Origin of the sequence: Streptomyces sp. NBRC 110028 (genome assembly GCF_001417735.1) — a bacterium.
Taxonomy (GTDB): domain Bacteria; phylum Actinomycetota; class Actinomycetes; order Streptomycetales; family Streptomycetaceae; genus Streptomyces.
In genome coordinates this window covers 109,007-124,765 of sequence record NZ_BBUZ01000034.1, presented here as the reverse complement: position 1 = coordinate 124,765, position 15,759 = coordinate 109,007, and the positions used below count along the sequence as shown (strand labels likewise).

Sequence of the window (15,759 nt, the reverse complement as noted above, 5' to 3'; positions counted from 1 at the left end):
GTGATGAACCGGCAGCCCGGCCTCCTGCCCGCCCCGCTGCGGGCCGCCCCCACCCCCGGCGGCGGCCAGGACCACGTCCTGGACGAGGACACCCGGCTCGACGCCCGGCCCGGCACCGAGCGCGTGGCCCGCTGGCTGCGCACCGCAGTCGGGGCCGCCACCGGGCTGCCGCTGGCGCACCGCACCGGCGACGGCGACGGCGACCACATCGTGCTGGAGATCGACCCCGCCCTCGGGGCACGGCTCGGCCCCGAGGGCTACCGCCTCGTCATCGACGGACTCGCGGTGGTCCTCCGGGGCGGCGGCGAGCCCGGCCTGTTCTGGGGCGCCCAGACGCTGCGCCAGCTGCTCGGCCCGGACGCCTTCCGGCGCGCGCCGATCGACCCGGACCGGCGCGCGTGGTCCCTGCCCGCGCTCGACATCGAGGACGCGCCGCGTTTCGCCTGGCGCGGAATGATGCTGGACGTGGCCCGCCACTTCCTGCCCAAGGACGGCGTCCTCGCCTACGTCGACCTGCTGGCCGCCCACAAGCTCAATGTGCTCCATCTCCACCTGACCGACGACCAGGGCTGGCGGCTGGAGATCCGCCGCTACCCGGAACTGACCGCGACCGGCGCCTGGCGGACGCGCACCAAGCTCGGCCACCGCGCCTCCCCGCTGTGGGACGAGCGCCCCCACGGCGGCTACTACACGCAGGACGACATCCGCGAGATCGTCGCCTACGCCGCCGAACGCCACATCACGATCGTCCCGGAGATCGACATCCCCGGGCACAGCCAGGCCGCCATCGCCGCCTACCCGGAACTGGGCAACACGGACGTCATCGACACCGCCTCCCTCGGAGTCTGGACCACCTGGGGCATCAATCCGAACGTACTCTCCCCCACCGACACCACGCTCCGCTTCTTCGAGAACGTCCTGGAAGAAGTGCTGGAGTTGTTCCCCGGCCCGTTCGTCCACCTCGGCGGCGACGAATGCCCCAAGGAGCAGTGGAAGGCCTCCCCGGCCGCACAGGAACGCGTCCGGGAGCTGGGGCTGGCGGACGAGGACGAGCTGCAGAGCTGGTTCATCCGCCACTTCGGCCACTGGCTCGGCGCCCGCGGCAGGCGGCTGATCGGCTGGGACGAGATCCTGGAGGGCGGCGCGCCCGACGCCCCGCTGCCCGACGGCGCCGCCGTCTCCTCCTGGCGCGGCTACGCGGGCGGCATCACAGCGGCCCGGTCCGGCCACGACGTCGTCATGTGCCCCGAACAACAGGTCTACTTCGACCACCGGCAGGCCCCGGGCGAGGACGAGCCCGTCCCCATCGGCTACGTCCGCACCCTGGAGGACGTCTATCGCTTCGAGCCGGTTCCCCCGCAGCTCGACCAGGCCGAGGCGGAACGCGTGCTGGGCGCGCAGGCCAACGTCTGGACCGAGGTGATGGAGGACCGGCGGCGGATCGACTACCAGACCTTCCCCCGCCTCGCCGCCTTCGCCGAAGTCGTATGGTCCGCCCTTCCGCCGCCGCCTGAGCGAGACTTCGCGGAGTTCGAGGGGCGCATGGAAGCACACTACGCCCGTCTGGACGCGCTGGGCGTGAGCTACCGCCCGCCCTCCGGTCCGCGCCCCTGGCAGCGCCGTCCCGGCCTGCTCGGACGTCCGATCGAGGGATCGCCCCCGATCGTGTGAGCCCGGCGCAAGGCGCTCGCCCCCGCGCCCCGCCCCTGGGACGGTGGACGTCCGGCCGTTACGCAAGTTCGTACAAGGGTCCCTGAAACGTGGCAATCCGCACTCGACAGAGACGTCACCCGAAACCCGTACCATCCCCCAGGTCACGGACGGAACCATGCTTCCTGGACCCTCGCGACGGCAGGCATGCGAGATGTGCCAGAGTTGCCACGTCCGGGCTGTGAGCACGTACCGTACGGCGCAACAGCCGGGACACCGGGGAAGGGGCAGCTGGGTTGACCACGCACGCACCGCAGGCGGCGCACACGGTGACGTTGCCGGGCTCGCTCGATGAGGCCGTGGCGGCGCTGGCCGCCATGCCCGCCGCCGTGCCCGTCGCCGGCGGCACCGATCTGATGGCCGCGGTCAACTCCGGCCTGCTGCGGCCCGCCGCGCTCGTCGGGCTCGGCCGGATCAGCGAAATCCGCGGCTGGCGCTACCTGGACGGACACGCCCTGCTCGGCGCCGGACTCACCCACGCCCGGATGGGCCGCCCCGACTTCGCGGCGCTCATCCCGGCCCTGGCCGCGGCCGCGCGCGCCGCGGGCCCCCCGCAGATCCGCAACGCCGGAACGCTCGGCGGCAACATCGTCAGCGCCGCCCCCACCGGCGACGCGCTGCCGGTGCTCGCCGCCCTGGAGGCCACCCTCGTCATCGCCGGGCCCGAGGGCGCGCGCCGCGAGATCCCGGTCAGTCATCTGCTCGCCGGGGTCGAGATGCTGAGCCCCGGTGAACTCGTCGGATTCGTCCGGGTTCCGCTGCTGCACGCCCCGCAGGCCTTCCTCAAGGCCACCGGGCGCACCGGCCCCGGCCGGGCCACCGCGTCCGTCGCCATCGTCCTCGACCCGGCGCGCCGCGGGGTGCGCTGCGCGGTGGGGGCGGTCGCGCCGATGCCGCTGCGGCCGCTGGAGGCCGAGCGCTGGGTCGCCTCGCTCATCGACTGGGACGGCGACCGCGGTCATCTCGATCCGCAGGTCACCACGGCATTCGGCGAATACGTGGCCGCCGCGTGCATCCCCGACCAGCCGCCACCGGAGGACGGCTCCGAACCGGTCCCCCTGCCGCCCGCGGCGCTCCATCTGAGGCGTACGGTGGCAGCCCTGGCCCGCCGAGCATTGGGGAGGGCACTCGCGTGAGTGACGAACAGCAGCCGCACCGGCCGGACCCGGGGAGCGGGTGGCAGCCGATGCCGCACGGCCCGGAGTACGACGCGGAGTCGACGGCTTTCGTCCAGCTTCCGCCCGACTTCCAGTTCCCGGAGCCGGGCGACCCGGACTCCGGCTGGGACCCGCTCGCCGCACCCGGCACCGGCTACACCCCGCCGCCGGTGCCCGGCGTGCCCTCGCAGGGCGGCACGCCGTCACAGGGCGGCCAGTGGCAGCCCGCGGGGCACGGCGGCCCGTACGACGCGCCCGGGCACGACCACTCCGGTCACTCCGGGACCGGGCACTGGACCGTGCCGCACACGGACACCGGCGGTTCCGGCGGCTACGGGTACGGCGGCCACCAGGACCCGCACGGCACCCCCCAGTGGCCGGCGCCCGCCGAGGACCCCTCGAATCAAGGCGAACACGTGCCGCACACCGGTCATTGGCCGTTGCGCACCGAGGAGCCGGTCGACGACTGGCCGCTGCCCGAGGGCGCGTCCCACGGCGAGGGCACCCCGGTGCAGGCCGGCCAGTGGACGATCCCGGTCGCGGGCGACGAGGGCGTGGACGAGACCGGCGAGTACCGGGTCGACGACCACCCCGGCCCGGCGGCCCCGCCGTACGGCGGTCCGGCGGGTCACGGCGGTCCGGCCGGTCCGGTCCTCCCCGGCGATCCCGGTGACCTCGGCGATCCGCGGGAGACCGCCCAGCTGCGGCTGCCGTTCGGCCGTAACGCGCCGCAGCAGCAGGCCGCCCCGTACCAGCAGCCGCACGTCGACCAGGGGCATACCGGCCAGACGGGACACAGCGGCCAGTGGTCGGTCCCGGCGGCCGACGAGGGCGTGGAGGAATCCGGGCAGTACGCGGTCGAGGGCCGCCCCGGCCCGGCCGCCCGGCAGGGCGCTCCGGCGCGCCGCCCGCTGCGCATGCCCGACGACGACACGGCGCGCGAGCACTCCGGCCCGGCGACCCCGCCGCACGGGACCCCGCCCCAGGGCACGCCCGCGCACGGCACCCCGGCGCACGGCACCCCGGCGCACGGCACCCCGGCGCACGGCATCCCGGCGCACGGCATCCCGGCCCACGGCACTCCGCCGCACGGCACGGACGGCCACGGCTGGCACGGTGCGGCGGCCGGGGACTCCGCCGCGTTCGTACGGGAACGGGTGCCGGAGCGGGACGACGACCGGCACGCGGGCCCCGCGGCGAACGGCGTCCTGCCCGAAGAGGCCGCCTGGCACGGCGAGTTCACCGACGTCACCGGCGCGCACACCCCGCCGCACGGCAGCCCGGCCGCCGACGGGCCCGAGGCCGGGTCCATGGCCGAGGCTCCGGCTGGTCCCATGGCAGAGCCCATGACCGAGCCCATGCCAGAGCCCATGCCAGAGCCCATGGCAGAGGCCATGGCAGAGGCCGAACCGGCCACGGCCGAGGAGGCGTTCACGGACGCCGCGGAGCGGTCCGCCCCGGCCGAGGCTCCGGCGGACGCCCCCGAGGCCGTGGACGCCCCCACCGAGGACGCGGACCAGGCAGCCGCCCCGGACCCGCTGGACCCGGCCCACAGCGAGCACCCCCAGGCGTCGTACGTGCTGCACGTCAACGGCGCCGACCGGCCCGTCACCGACTCCTGGATCGGCGAGTCACTGCTGTACGTGCTGCGCGAGCGGCTCGGCCTCGCGGGCGCCAAGGACGGCTGCTCGCAGGGCGAGTGCGGTGCCTGCTCGGTCCAGGTCGACGGGCGGCTCGTCGCCTCCTGCCTGGTGCCCGCCGCGACCGCCGCGGGCTCGGAGGTCCGTACGGTCGAGGGCCTGGGCCAGGACGGCCAGCCCTCCGACGTCCAGCGCGCGCTGGCCGAGTGCGGCGCCGTCCAGTGCGGCTTCTGCGTGCCAGGACTCGCCATGACCGTGCACGACCTCCTGGAGGGCAACCACGCCCCCACCGACCAGGAGACCCGCCAGGCGCTCTGCGGCAACCTGTGCCGCTGCTCCGGCTACCGCGGGGTGGTCGACGCCGTGCGCGAGGTCGTGGCGTCCCGTGAGGCGGCCGAGGAGGCGGCGCGGGCCGCGGAGGCCGCGCAGGACGAGGCGGCGGCACACGACCCGGCCCGCATCCCGCGCCAGGCGGGCCCGCCCGGCACCGGGAACCGGGGCGACGGCGGCAACGGCAGCGGTATGGGAAGGGCATCGGCATGACCGGAATCGCGGACGGCGCGGGAGCCGTCACCGCAACCCCCTCCGCCGGAACGCCCGTCCCGCCACCGCCCCACATGGGGCTCGGTGTGTCGCTCCAGCCCGCCGACGTGACGGCCAAGGCGTCCGGCACCTTCCCGTACGCCGCCGACCTGTGGGCCGAGGGCCTGCTGTGGGCCGCCGTGCTGCGCTCACCGCACCCGCACGCCCGCATCGTCTCCATCGACACCTCCCCGGCCGCCGGGATGCCCGGGGTGCACGCCGTGGTGACCCACGCCGACGTGCCCGGTGACGCCTCGCACGGCCGCCGGGTCGCCGACCGGCCGGTGTTCGCCAAGGACCTGGTGCGCCACCACGGCGAGCCCATCGCCGCGGTCGCCGCCGACCACCCCGACACCGCCCGGCTGGCCGCGGCCGCCATCGCCGTCGAGTACGAGGTGCTGGAGCCGGTCACCGACCCCGAGCAGGCGTTCGCCGCGGAACCGCTGCACCCCGACGGCAACCTGGTCCGCCACATCCCGCTGTCCTTCGGCGACCCGGAGGTCATCGGAGAGGTCATCGTCGAGGGCCTGTACCGGATCGGCCGCCAGGACCCGGCGCCCATCGGCGCCGAGGCGGGCCTCGCCGTACCGCGTCCGGACGGCGGCGTGGAGATCTACACGGCCTCCACCGACCCGCACGCCGACCGCGACCTGGCCGCCGCCTGCTTCGGTCTGGAGCCGGAGCGCGTCAAGGTCGTCGTCACCGGCGTCCCCGGCGCCATGGGCGAGCGCGAGGACCCCGGGATGCAGCTGCCGCTCGGGCTGCTCGCGCTGCGCACCGGCCACCCGGTCAAGCTCGCCGCCACCCGCGAGGAGTCCTTCCTCGGCCACGCCCACCGCCACCCCACCCTGCTGCGCTACCGCCACCACGCGGACGCGCAGGGCAAGCTGGTGAAGATCGAGGCGCAGATCCTGCTGGACGCCGGCGCCTACGCGGACTCCTCGGCCGACACCCTGGCCGCCGCCGTGTCGTTCGCCTGCGGCCCGTACGTCGTACCGCACGCCTTCATCGAGGGCTGGGCGGTCCGCACCAACAACCCGCCGTCGGGCCATGTCCGCGGCGAGGGCGCGATGCAGGTGTGCGCGGCGTACGAGGGCCAGATGGACAAGCTCGCGGCCAAGCTCGGCCTCGACCCGGTCGAGATCCGGATGCGCAACGCCATGGCCACCGGCGATCTGCTGCCCACCGGACAGACCGTCACCTGCCCGGCGCCGGTCGCCGAGCTGCTGCAGGCCGTCAACGACGCGCCGCTGCCCGCCCTCCCGGCCGACGACCCCGAGGAGGACTGGCTGCTGCCCGGCGGCCTTGAGGGCGCCGGCGACCCGGCCGCCGTGCGGCGCGGCGTCGGCTACGCGCTGGGCATGGTGCACATGCTGGGCGCGGAGGGCGCCGACGAGGTGTCCACCGCCACCGTCAAGGTCACCGGCCCGGTCGCCACCGTCATCTGCGCGGCCGTCGAGACCGGTCAGGGCTTCGCCACCCTGGCCCGCCAGATCGTGCAGGACGTCCTCGGCATCGAGGAGGTCCATGTCGCCCCCGTCGACACCGACCAGCCCCCGGCCGGTCCCGCCTCGCGCGGCCGCCACACCTGGGTCTCGGGCGGTGCGGTCGAGCGCGCCGCCAAGATGGTCCGCACCCAGCTGCTCCAGCCGCTGGCGCACAAGTTCGGCATGTCCACCGAGCTGCTGACCATCGCCGACGGCAAGATCACCTCGTACGACGGCGTCCTCAGCACCACCGTCGAGGAAGCCCTTGAGGGCAAGGAGCTGTGGGCCACCGCCCAGTGCCGCCCCCACCCCACCGAACCGCTCGACGAGACCGGCCAGGGCGACGCCTTCGTCGGCCTCGCCTTCTGCGCGGTGCGGGCCGTGGTGGACGTCGACATCGAGATCGGCGCGGTCCGGGTCGTGGAGATGACCGTCGCCCAGGACGTGGGCCGGGTGCTCAACCCGCGCCAGCTCAAGACCCGTATCGAGTCCGGCATCGCCCAGGGCATCGGCGCCGCCCTCACCGAGAACCTGCGCACCTCGCGCGGCGTCATCCGCCACCCCGACCTCACCGGCTACGCGCTGCCGACCGCCGTGGACGTCCCCGACATCCACATCGTCAAACTGGTCGAGGAGCGTGACGTGGTGGCCCCCTTCGGCGCGAAGCCGGCCAGCGCGGTCCCGGTCGTGACCTCCCCGGCGGCGGTCGCGGCGGCCGTCCGCGCCGCCACCGGCCGCCCGGTCAACCGCCTCCCGATCCGCCCCCAGGCGGCGGTGGTCAACCGGACGTAGGGGCCCCGGGACGGGCCTACTCCGGCGGGTTGACCGGGCCGACGAAGGTCCCCGGGTGGGTGGCGGCCGCCTGGTCCAGCAGCTCGCCGCCGTACGGCCAGTCCAGCGGGATGCTCCGCCGCTCGTTCGGCGGGGTGACGAGCACCTGGGCCGGCTTGAACTTCCTGTCGTCGTCGCGGGTCGACGCCAGGAACGTGATGTCGAAGGTGGCCCGGCCGCCGGCGTCGAGCCGGACGGTCCGCGGCTTGTCGTCGGTGCGCCGCAGGTCCCATGTCTCGCCGGTGGCGGCCCGGAGCTGGACGCCGGGGAAACCGGCCATGACGCAGTCGGCCGGGCCGGTGTTCCGCAGCACCACGCGGGCGGTTTGCTGCTCGTCGTACTCCATGTCCGGGCCGCCCTCGAAGTTCGACCAGGCGGCCTTCAACCGGTCGCCGGCGCAGGCCCTCACCGCCGTGGAACCGCCGGAGCCGCTCGCCTTGCCGCCGATGTCCCCACCGGAGCCGCCCGTGCCGTTCGCGGTGGCCGACGGTGAGCTTGCCCTGGCGCCGGTCCCGTCGCCCTGGCAGGCGGTGAGCGAGAGCGCGGCGGCGGCGACCAGCGAGGCGACGGCGACGGTGCGGGTGTGGCGAGGAGCGGTCGTGCGCGGCATGGAATCCCCAGGGATGGTCGAGGTGCGTCGGCGGACGCGGTGCGCGCTCGGTGGTGCGTTCCGCGTCCGGAACAACTGTGTCCGTCACTGCTGTTGATCGGCTAACCCATCACTAACACGCCGCTGGCGTGCTGGAACAAACGGTTTCGCCGGGCCGCGTGCGGTGGGCTGACGTCGGGCGGGGACCTCGGCTTCCCCGGGAGGTCTCCGACGCGGCCGCGCTCGTCACGGGCGACACCATCACCCCGCGGTGAGTCACCGCAGCATCAGCTGCACGATCGCCGCCGTCCCCACCGTCACGATCAGGGCCCGCAGCGCGGTCGGGCTGAAGCGGCGGCCCACCGCGGCCCCCGTCATGCCGCCGAGGGCGGAGCCGGCCGCGATGAGGACGACGGCGGTCCAGTCGAAGTGGGCGGCGAAGAGGAAGAACAGCGCGGCGACGGAGTTCACGACGGCGGCGAGGACGTTCTTGATGCCGTTGAGGCGCTGCATCGGCTCGTCGAGGAGCATGCCCATCAGGGACATGTAGAGGATGCCTTGCGCGGCGGCGAAGTAGCCGCCGTAGACGCTGGCGAGCGTCAGCCCGAGCAGCAGCAGCGGACCGACGTCCCGCCGGGCGGAGCCCTCAGCCCTCGCCTCGCGGCGGGCGCGCGTCTTCTTGGAGATCAGCGGCTGGAGCACGACCAGGACGAGCGCCAGGCCGACCAGCGTCGGCACGATCCGCTCGAACGCCGTGCTGGGCAGCGTCAGCAGCAGTGTGGCGCCCCCGAGCCCCCCGACCAGGGCCCCGGCGCTCAGCTTCAGCACCCGCTTGCCCTGCCCCCGCAGCTCCTTGCGGTAGCCGACGGCGCCGCTGATGGAGCCGGGGATGAGGCCGAGCGCGTTGGACACCGTGGCGGTGACGGGCGGCAGACCGGTGGCGAGGAGCACGGGGAACGTGATCAGCGTCCCGGACCCGACGACGGAGTTGATTCCGCCCGCGCCCACACCCGCCGCGAAGACGGCCACCATCTCCCACGGCGTCACGCGGTCACTCCTCGTTCTCCGGCTGAGGGAAGATTCATGGGCCCGACGCTAGACGGTGACCGGTTCGGTGTCCGCCGAACACCGGGCGGCGGGCCTGTGGCGGGCCTGCGGCGGGGCGCCGGCCGGCGGCGTCCCGCCGCCGGGTCAGCGGGTGTCCAGGGCCTGGGCGACCGCCGGGCCTATCAGGGTCAGGGCTTCCTCGCGCAGCAGGTGGTAGTGGTGGGTCGGGATGCCGTGGATCTTGAGGGCGCCGGAGACGTAGGGCTGCCAGGCCTGCGGGACGTGGGAGGCGTCGCGCTGGTAGCCGGGTATCTCCTCGTCGGCGGTGAAGAGGAGCATGTCGCCCTCGAAGCGGTCGGGGGCGAATTTGCGCATCAGCTCCTGGTCGTTGAGGAAGATGTCGAGCAGCGGGAAGCTGTGCTCGCCCTCCAGGAGCCGTTCCGGCAGGCCGGTTTCGCGGCTGAGGTCGGCGGCCAGCCGGTCGCCGTCGTCGACGCCGTCGGGGTGGGCGGCGAGCCAGCCGGGGGCGAAGATGTCGCCGCCGCCGATGTCGTCGAGGAGGACGCCGAGCCACTGGCGCTTGCTCAGCTCGGGGAGGTCCGGCAGGGCCAGGTCGTTGTCGGGGTAGGCGTCGATGACGGTGAGGGTGGCGACCTCCTCGCCCTCGCTCTGCAGCCGGGTGGCCATGGCGTGCGCGATGAGCCCGCCGAAGGACCAGCCGAGCAGGTGGTACGGGCCGGTGGGCTGGACGGTGCGGATCTGGTCCAGGTAGTCGGCGGCCATCTCGGGGATGCTGGCGGGCAGCACGTCGGGCTCGGTCAGGCCGCGCGCCTGGAGGGCGTAGACGGGCTGGTCGGGGGCGAGGTGGCGCATCAGGCCGGTGTAGGACCAGCCGAGGCCGCCGCCGGGGTGGACGCAGAACAGCGGCGGGCGCCCGCCCTCGCCGCGCAGCGGCAGCAGGATGTCGAGCGGCTGCGACTGGGGCGCGTCGGCGGGGGTGGCGGCGTCGAGGCGGGCCACCAGGCGGGCGACGGTGGGGGCCTCGAAGAGGTCACGCATCGACAGCTCGGTGTCCAGGGCGGTACGGGCCTGGCTGGCCAGCTTGGAGGCGAGCAGGGAGTGGCCGCCGAGCAGGAAGAAGTCGTCGTCGATGGTGACGTCGGGGACGCCCAGCACCTCGCCGAACAGCGCGCACAGCGTCTCCTCGCGGGGGGTGCGGGGCGCGCGGCCGCCGCGGGCGGCCTCGTGGGACGGCACGGGCAGCGCGGCCCGGTCCAGCTTGCCGTTGGGGCTGAGCGGCAGCGTGTCGAGCACCATGAACGCGGTGGGCACCATGTGCTCGGGCAGATCGCGGTGCAGCATCTCGCGGGCGGTGGCGACGCACGGCGGGGCCTCGCCCTCGGCCGTCAGATAGGCCACCAGCCGCTGGTCGCCGGGCTGGTCCTCGCGGACGACGGCCACGGCCTCGGCGACGTCCGGCAGGGTGCGCAGCGCGGCCTCGACCTCGCCGGTCTCGATGCGGAAGCCGCGCAGCTTGACCTGGTCGTCGGAGCGGCCCAGGTAGGCGACGTCGCCGTCCGGCAGCCGTCGGGCCAGGTCGCCGGTGCGGTACATGCGGGCCCCGGGCGCGCCGAAGAGGTGGCCGTACGGGTCGGGGACGAAGCGCTCCGCGGTCAGCGACGGCCGGTCGTGGTAGCCGCGGGCGAGCTGCGGACCGGCGAGGTAGATCTCGCCGACGGCCCCGGCTGGGACGTGCCGCAGGGCGGAGTCCAGGACGTACAGCCGGCTGTTCCACACCGGGGCGCCGATCGGGACCGGGCCGGTCGCGCCGGGCTCGCAGGTGTGGGCGCTGATGTCGACGGTGGCCTCGGTGGGCCCGTACACGTTGTGCAGGGGCACGCCGGGCAGCAGGCCGTGGAGGCGGTCGGCCGTCTCGCGCGGCAGCGCCTCGCCGCCGCAGAACACCTGGCGGAGGCTGCCGGCGCACTGGGCGGCGACATCCGGTTCGGCGAGGAACGCGCGGAGCATGGAGGGCACGAACTGGAGCGTGGTGATGCGCTCTTCGCGGACGGTGCGCACGAGGTACGCGGGGTCCTTGTGGCCGCCGGGCTGGGCGAGCACCAGGGTGGCGCCGCTGACCAGCGGCCAGAAGAACTCCGCGACCGAGGCGTCGAATCCGGCCGGGGTCTTCTGCAGCAGCCGGTCCTCGGGGGTGAGGGGGTGGCTGCCCCGCATCCACTCCAGGCAGTTGACGATGGCGCGGTGGGGGACCAGCACGCCCTTGGGGCGGCCGGTGGAGCCCGAGGTGTAGATGACGTACGCGGGGTGCTCGGGGTCGAGCGCGATCCGCGGCGCGCCGGTCTCCGCGTACGGGTCGGCGTCGTACGCGGCGGTGTCGTACGCGGCGGTGTCGTACGGGGAGACCGGCGAGGAGTCCAGCAGCAGCCGCTCGACGCCGTCCGCCGCGGGCAGCTCGTCGGCGTGCTCGGTCCGGGTGACGAGGAGCGCGGGCGCGGCGTCGTCGAGCATGAACGCCAGCCGGTCGGCCGGGTAGTCCAGCTCCAGCGGCAGATACGCGGCGCCGGACTTGAGGACCGCCAGCAGGGCGATGACCAGCTCGGGGGAGCGGGGCAGCGCGACGGCGACGGTGCGCTCGGGCCCCGCGCCGCGCTCGATCAGGCGGTGGGCCAGCCGGTCGGCGGCGCGGTCCAGCTCGGCGTAGCTCAGCCGGGTGTCGCCGAGGACGACGGCCTCGGCGTCCGGGGTGCGGGCGGCCTGGGACGCGAACAGCGCGGGCAGGGTGCTGCCCGAGGTGGCGTGCGCGGTGTCGTTCCACTCCTCGGCCGCTCGCCGCCGCTCCTCGGCGGACAGCAGCTCGATGCCGCCGACGGTGCGCTCCTTGTCGGAGGTGTCGGCGAGGATGCGCAGGAGTCGCAGATACCGCTCGCGGTGGGCGATGAGCCCGTCGGCGGTGTAGAGGTTGGAGTTCGCGTTGAGGTCGATGCGGATACCGGTGCCGTCGGAGCGGTCGTATCCCATGATCGAAAGGTCTTCGACGGTTCCGTTGGACAGATTGTGCCCGACGACGCGATGTCCCGCGAAGTCGAAATCGTAGTCGTACGTCATGATATTGACGTGCGGGCCGAGGAAGCCGTTTCCGCCGTCCGGGAGGTGGAGATCCCGGGCCAGGTCGATATGGCGGTAGCGCTGATGGCGCAGTGCCTGCCGGACTTCCCGGGAGACCTTCCGCACCAGATCCCGTATCCGCATATCCGAGCGCACCTGGATGCGCAGCGGCACCACATTGGCGAACATCCCGGGAATGCCGCGCAGGGTGGCATCGGTCCGGGCGGTGACCGGCAGCGTCAGAATGATGTCGGATTTACCGGTCAATCGATGCAGATAGGTGGCGGTCGCCGCGATAATCATCGCCGACCAGTGGGTCGCGTATTTCCGCGCGGCGGCGCGCAGCTCGACCGCTTCCGCCTCGGTCAGGTACGCGGTCTCGCGCAGCACGCTGGAGAGGTCGTCGCCGGGGCGGCCGGAAAGCCGGGCGGGTTCCGGGGAATCCGCGAAGTGTTCCGTCCAGTACGCGCGGTCCTTGGCGAAATCATCCGACGACCGGTATTCCTCGTCCCGGTCGAGCAGGGTCCGCAGGGAGCCGAAGACGGTTTCTCCCGCGGCCGGGTCGGTGCCTTCGGCGAGCGCGGTGTAGATCTCGGCGGTGCGCCGGCCCAGCAGGGCGGCGCTGCCCGCGTCGGACACGATGTGGTGGCTGCCCTGGTACCACAGGAAGCAGTCGTCGTTCAGCTTGAGCAGGGCGAACGAGAAGAGCGGGTGGTCGTCCAGCTCCAGCTTGGTGGCCAGGTCGTGCTTCATCCAGCGGACGGCGGCGGCATGCGGGTCGGGCTCGCCGCCGAGGTCGAGGACGGGGAAGTCCCAGTCCGTCACCGGGTCGAGGACCTGCCAGGGCACTCCGTCGTCCTCGCCGACGCGGACGTTGTACGGCTCGGCTTCCAGGACCGCCTGACGCAGTGCCCGCTCGAATATCGCCGTGTCTATCGGCCCTTGGATCTCAAGGTATTCGCCGACCTTGAACGTCGTGCTCTCCGGCGGCTCCAGCTGCTGAATGAACCAGATCTCGCTCTGGCCGGTCGACAGCGGCAGACGGGCGGCCGGTACGGCGGGCTGCACATTTCCCCCAGACGGAACGCAGGATCGCAGGTCGAAACAAAGGGTGCCTGTTCAGTCGCGGCGGGTTCTCCGTCGCGGGACTGCAGGCACCACCGTGACCCTATGCGCCGAAAACGCGCTCACCGGGGGGAATCGGAGACCATTCAGTGGGGAGAATGTGAAAAAGGTCAGGCGACCAGTTGTGTGAACGCCGTTCGCGAATCTGAGCATGCGCTTCGTAAGGCCTCTGTGTCCAGAGGGTTTCCGGTAGTTGACCAGGTCGGAGATCCGGCGCGGCGGATGACGCGGCCCGGGAGAGGGCGGAAGCGCGGGGGCGCGGTGGAGGCCGTGGCGGGATTCGAACCCACGTAACTCGCTTTGCAGGCGAGCCCCTGAACCACTCGGGCACACGGCCAATGTCGTGCTCGTGGCTATGACCATAGGGAGCGGTTCAGGGGGGATCAACGGTTCGGCCGCCGCTGCCATATGACTGACATGCGCCGTTCACAACCACCGGCCGAGGGGGCCGTTACGGGCGGCCGGGGCCGTGCGGGTGCTCCAGGAAGTCCTCCACCACCGGGCGGAACAGCTCCGGTTCGTCCACCCAGGGGTAGTGCCCCACGCCGTGCAGCGGCCGGGCGCGCCCGGCCGGGAACGACTCCGCGACCAGCTCCCCGGCCCGCACCCCGGTCACCGCGTCCCGGTCCCCGGTGATCACCAGCACCGGGCACGGCACCTCGCGCAGCCGCGCCAGCACCGCGCGGCGGCCCGCCTCGTCCACGCCCTGCCAGAAGCCCGCCCGCGGCACCGGGCCCAGCTGCTCGCCCTCGCTCGCCGCGTGCGCCCGCTGCGGCTCGTCCCAGCGGCCGTAGGCCATCGGCGCGGCCCGCAGCAGCAGCTCCCGCACCTCGGCGAGGTCGGTGGTGTCCGGCAGCATCTGGATCGCCACGTACGCCTCCTGCCACCACGGCTCGTCGGCACGCGACTCGAAGATCTCCCGGGCGTCCTCGGGCAGTTCGCCCTGCATCCGGGCGCCCGGGCAGACCAGGACCAGATGGGTCAGGCGCTCCGGGTGGGCCGCCGCGTACGCCTGCGCCGTGGCCGCCGCCGCGTCGTGGGCCAGCAGCGCGAAGCGGGTGAGCCCGAGGTGGCGGCGCAGCGCCTCCAGGTCCTCGGCGAGACTCGGGAACGCGTAGCCGCTGGGATCGGCGGCGGGCGGCGAGTCCCCGGTGCCGCGGCTGTCGGGGATGACCAGGGTGCGGTGCGCGTCGAGGCCGCCGAGGTCACCCAGGTACGCGGCGTTCCGCCCCGGCCCGCCCGCGAGACAGATCAGCGGGGGCCGCGCGGACCCGTCGCGGGCCTCCAGGACGCGGTAGGCCAGCTCCGTTTGGTCGTACGACGTGTAGTGCGGCATAGGGCCAGCCTGCCTGATCACAGGGGCGTCGGCGATGTGACCGCGGAGATCGGAGGCAACGGGAGAGGGAGGGGAGGGGCACGGTGACTCAAAAGCGCCGGGAGGGGGGATGTTCCGTTCCCCCAAAACGCGCTTATGGATACCCTCTATGATGTCCGTGTGTTCGATTCCCGGCACATCAGGACGTTCCACGAGGTGGTCCGCGCCGGTTCCTACTCGGCCGCCGCCCGCGAGCTGGGCTATACCCAGCCGGCCATCACCCAGCAGATGAAGGCCCTCGAACGCACCGTCGGCAGCCCGCTGTTCATCCGCGTCGGCCGCGGCATGCGGCTCACCGAGGCGGGCGAGACGCTCGCCCGGCACGCCGACACCATCCTCTCCTCCATCTCCGCCGCCCAGGCGCAGATGAACGCCATCACCCGGCTGCGCGCCGGACGGGTGCGGGTGTGCGCCTTCCCCAGCGCCAACGCCACCCTCATCCCCGAGGCCATGGCCCGCCTCGCCGCCGCCCACCCCGGGGTGCGGGTCGACCTGCTGGAGGGCGAGCCGCCGGACTCCCTCGACCGCGTCGTACGCGGCGCGTGCGACATCACCCTGGCCTTCACCTATCCCGGGCTGCGCGAGGAGACGCCGCCCGAACTCGTCGAGATCCCGCTGATGGAGGACCAGATGACGGTCCTGCTGCCGACCGGGCATCCGCTGGCCCGGCGGCGCGCGGTCAAGCTCGGCGAGCTGAGCGGGGAGCGGTGGATCGCCGGATGCCTGCGCTGCCGCGCCAACTTCCTGCACGAATGCGCCGAGCAGGGGTTCGCGCCCGACATCGCCTTCACCACCGACGACAACCTGGTGGTGCAGAGCATGGTCGCGTCCGGGCTCGGCGTCGCGATGATGCCGGGCCTGGTGCTGTCGTTCCTGTGCCACCAGCGGGTCACCGGGCGCGCCCTCGATCCGGCGTCGCGGCGCCGGGTCTCCGCGTACGTCCTGCGGGAGCACCTGGAGATCCCGGCGACGGCGCGGGTGCTGGAGGAGCTGCAGACCGTGGCCGCGAACCGGGTCGGCTGCTGACGGCCCGCCGGGGGCCGCGCCCAAGCGCCCAGATATAAGCGGAGGTTGGCCCCCGGTCAACAAT

Annotated in this window: 9 protein-coding genes and 1 tRNA gene; 5 read left to right on the top strand and 5 right to left on the bottom strand. The window is 73.7% G+C overall.

Translation table 11 applies throughout. The features are described from left to right. The first annotated feature begins 3 nt into the window (after positions 1-3). From ASC60_RS27160 to ASC60_RS27145, 4 genes are all read left to right on the top strand, one after another. Positions 4-1,671: a beta-N-acetylhexosaminidase gene (locus tag ASC60_RS27160; protein ID WP_055555526.1), complete on the top strand. Its 1,668-nt coding sequence runs from the start codon at positions 4-6 to the stop codon at positions 1,669-1,671. A gap of 275 nt (positions 1,672-1,946) precedes the next feature. Next, positions 1,947-2,846, top strand: a complete 900-nt coding sequence (locus ASC60_RS27155; RefSeq protein WP_055555402.1) for a xanthine dehydrogenase family protein subunit M — start codon at positions 1,947-1,949, stop codon at positions 2,844-2,846. After that, positions 2,843-5,050, top strand: coding sequence for a (2Fe-2S)-binding protein (locus ASC60_RS27150; RefSeq protein ID WP_234357167.1), 2,208 nt, complete (start codon positions 2,843-2,845; stop codon positions 5,048-5,050). Before ASC60_RS27155 ends, ASC60_RS27150 begins: the two co-directional genes overlap by 4 nt. After that, positions 5,047-7,368 carry a xanthine dehydrogenase family protein molybdopterin-binding subunit gene (locus ASC60_RS27145; RefSeq protein ID WP_055555399.1) on the top strand — a complete coding sequence of 774 codons (2,322 nt, stop codon included), beginning with the start codon at positions 5,047-5,049 and terminating at the stop codon, positions 7,366-7,368. The genes ASC60_RS27150 and ASC60_RS27145 overlap by 4 nt, the downstream gene beginning before the upstream one ends. Before the next feature lie 16 nt (positions 7,369-7,384). Here ASC60_RS27145 and ASC60_RS27140 read toward each other — a convergent pair whose 3' ends face one another. The 5 genes from ASC60_RS27140 to ASC60_RS27120 all read right to left on the bottom strand — a co-directional run bounded on the left by ASC60_RS27140 (position 7,385) and on the right by ASC60_RS27120 (position 14,630). Next, positions 7,385-8,017, bottom strand: coding sequence for a DUF4232 domain-containing protein (locus ASC60_RS27140; protein ID WP_055555397.1), 633 nt, complete (start codon positions 8,015-8,017; stop codon positions 7,385-7,387). Between the two features lie 255 nt (positions 8,018-8,272). Further along, positions 8,273-9,043 (bottom strand): sulfite exporter TauE/SafE family protein, encoded by a 771-nt coding sequence (locus ASC60_RS27135; protein WP_055555396.1) that lies wholly within the window; start codon positions 9,041-9,043, stop codon positions 8,273-8,275. A gap of 144 nt (positions 9,044-9,187) precedes the next feature. Continuing rightward, positions 9,188-13,237, bottom strand: a complete 4,050-nt coding sequence (locus ASC60_RS27130) for a non-ribosomal peptide synthetase (RefSeq protein WP_055555394.1) — start codon at positions 13,235-13,237, stop codon at positions 9,188-9,190. A 319-nt stretch (positions 13,238-13,556) separates the two neighbouring features. Beyond that, positions 13,557-13,631, bottom strand: a tRNA-Cys gene (locus tag ASC60_RS27125). 114 nt (positions 13,632-13,745) lie between these two features. Then, positions 13,746-14,630 (bottom strand): alpha/beta fold hydrolase, encoded by an 885-nt coding sequence (locus ASC60_RS27120; protein WP_055555392.1) that lies wholly within the window; start codon positions 14,628-14,630, stop codon positions 13,746-13,748. 159 nt (positions 14,631-14,789) lie between these two features. On the opposite strand from ASC60_RS27120, the gene ASC60_RS27115 reads away from it, so the two are divergent. After that, positions 14,790-15,695 (top strand): LysR family transcriptional regulator, encoded by a 906-nt coding sequence (locus ASC60_RS27115; RefSeq protein WP_055555524.1) that lies wholly within the window; start codon positions 14,790-14,792, stop codon positions 15,693-15,695. Positions 15,696-15,759 lie beyond the last annotated feature (64 nt).

Coding starts and splice junctions, on each gene's coding strand:
- ASC60_RS27160 (WP_055555526.1), top strand. CDS start 4: ATGAACCGGCAGCCCGGCCTCCTGCCCGCCCCGCTGCGGGCCGCCCCC.
- ASC60_RS27145 (WP_055555399.1), top strand. CDS start 5,047: ATGACCGGAATCGCGGACGGCGCGGGAGCCGTCACCGCAACCCCCTCC.
- ASC60_RS27140 (WP_055555397.1), bottom strand. CDS start 8,017: ATGCCGCGCACGACCGCTCCTCGCCACACCCGCACCGTCGCCGTCGCC.
- ASC60_RS27120 (WP_055555392.1), bottom strand. CDS start 14,630: ATGCCGCACTACACGTCGTACGACCAAACGGAGCTGGCCTACCGCGTC.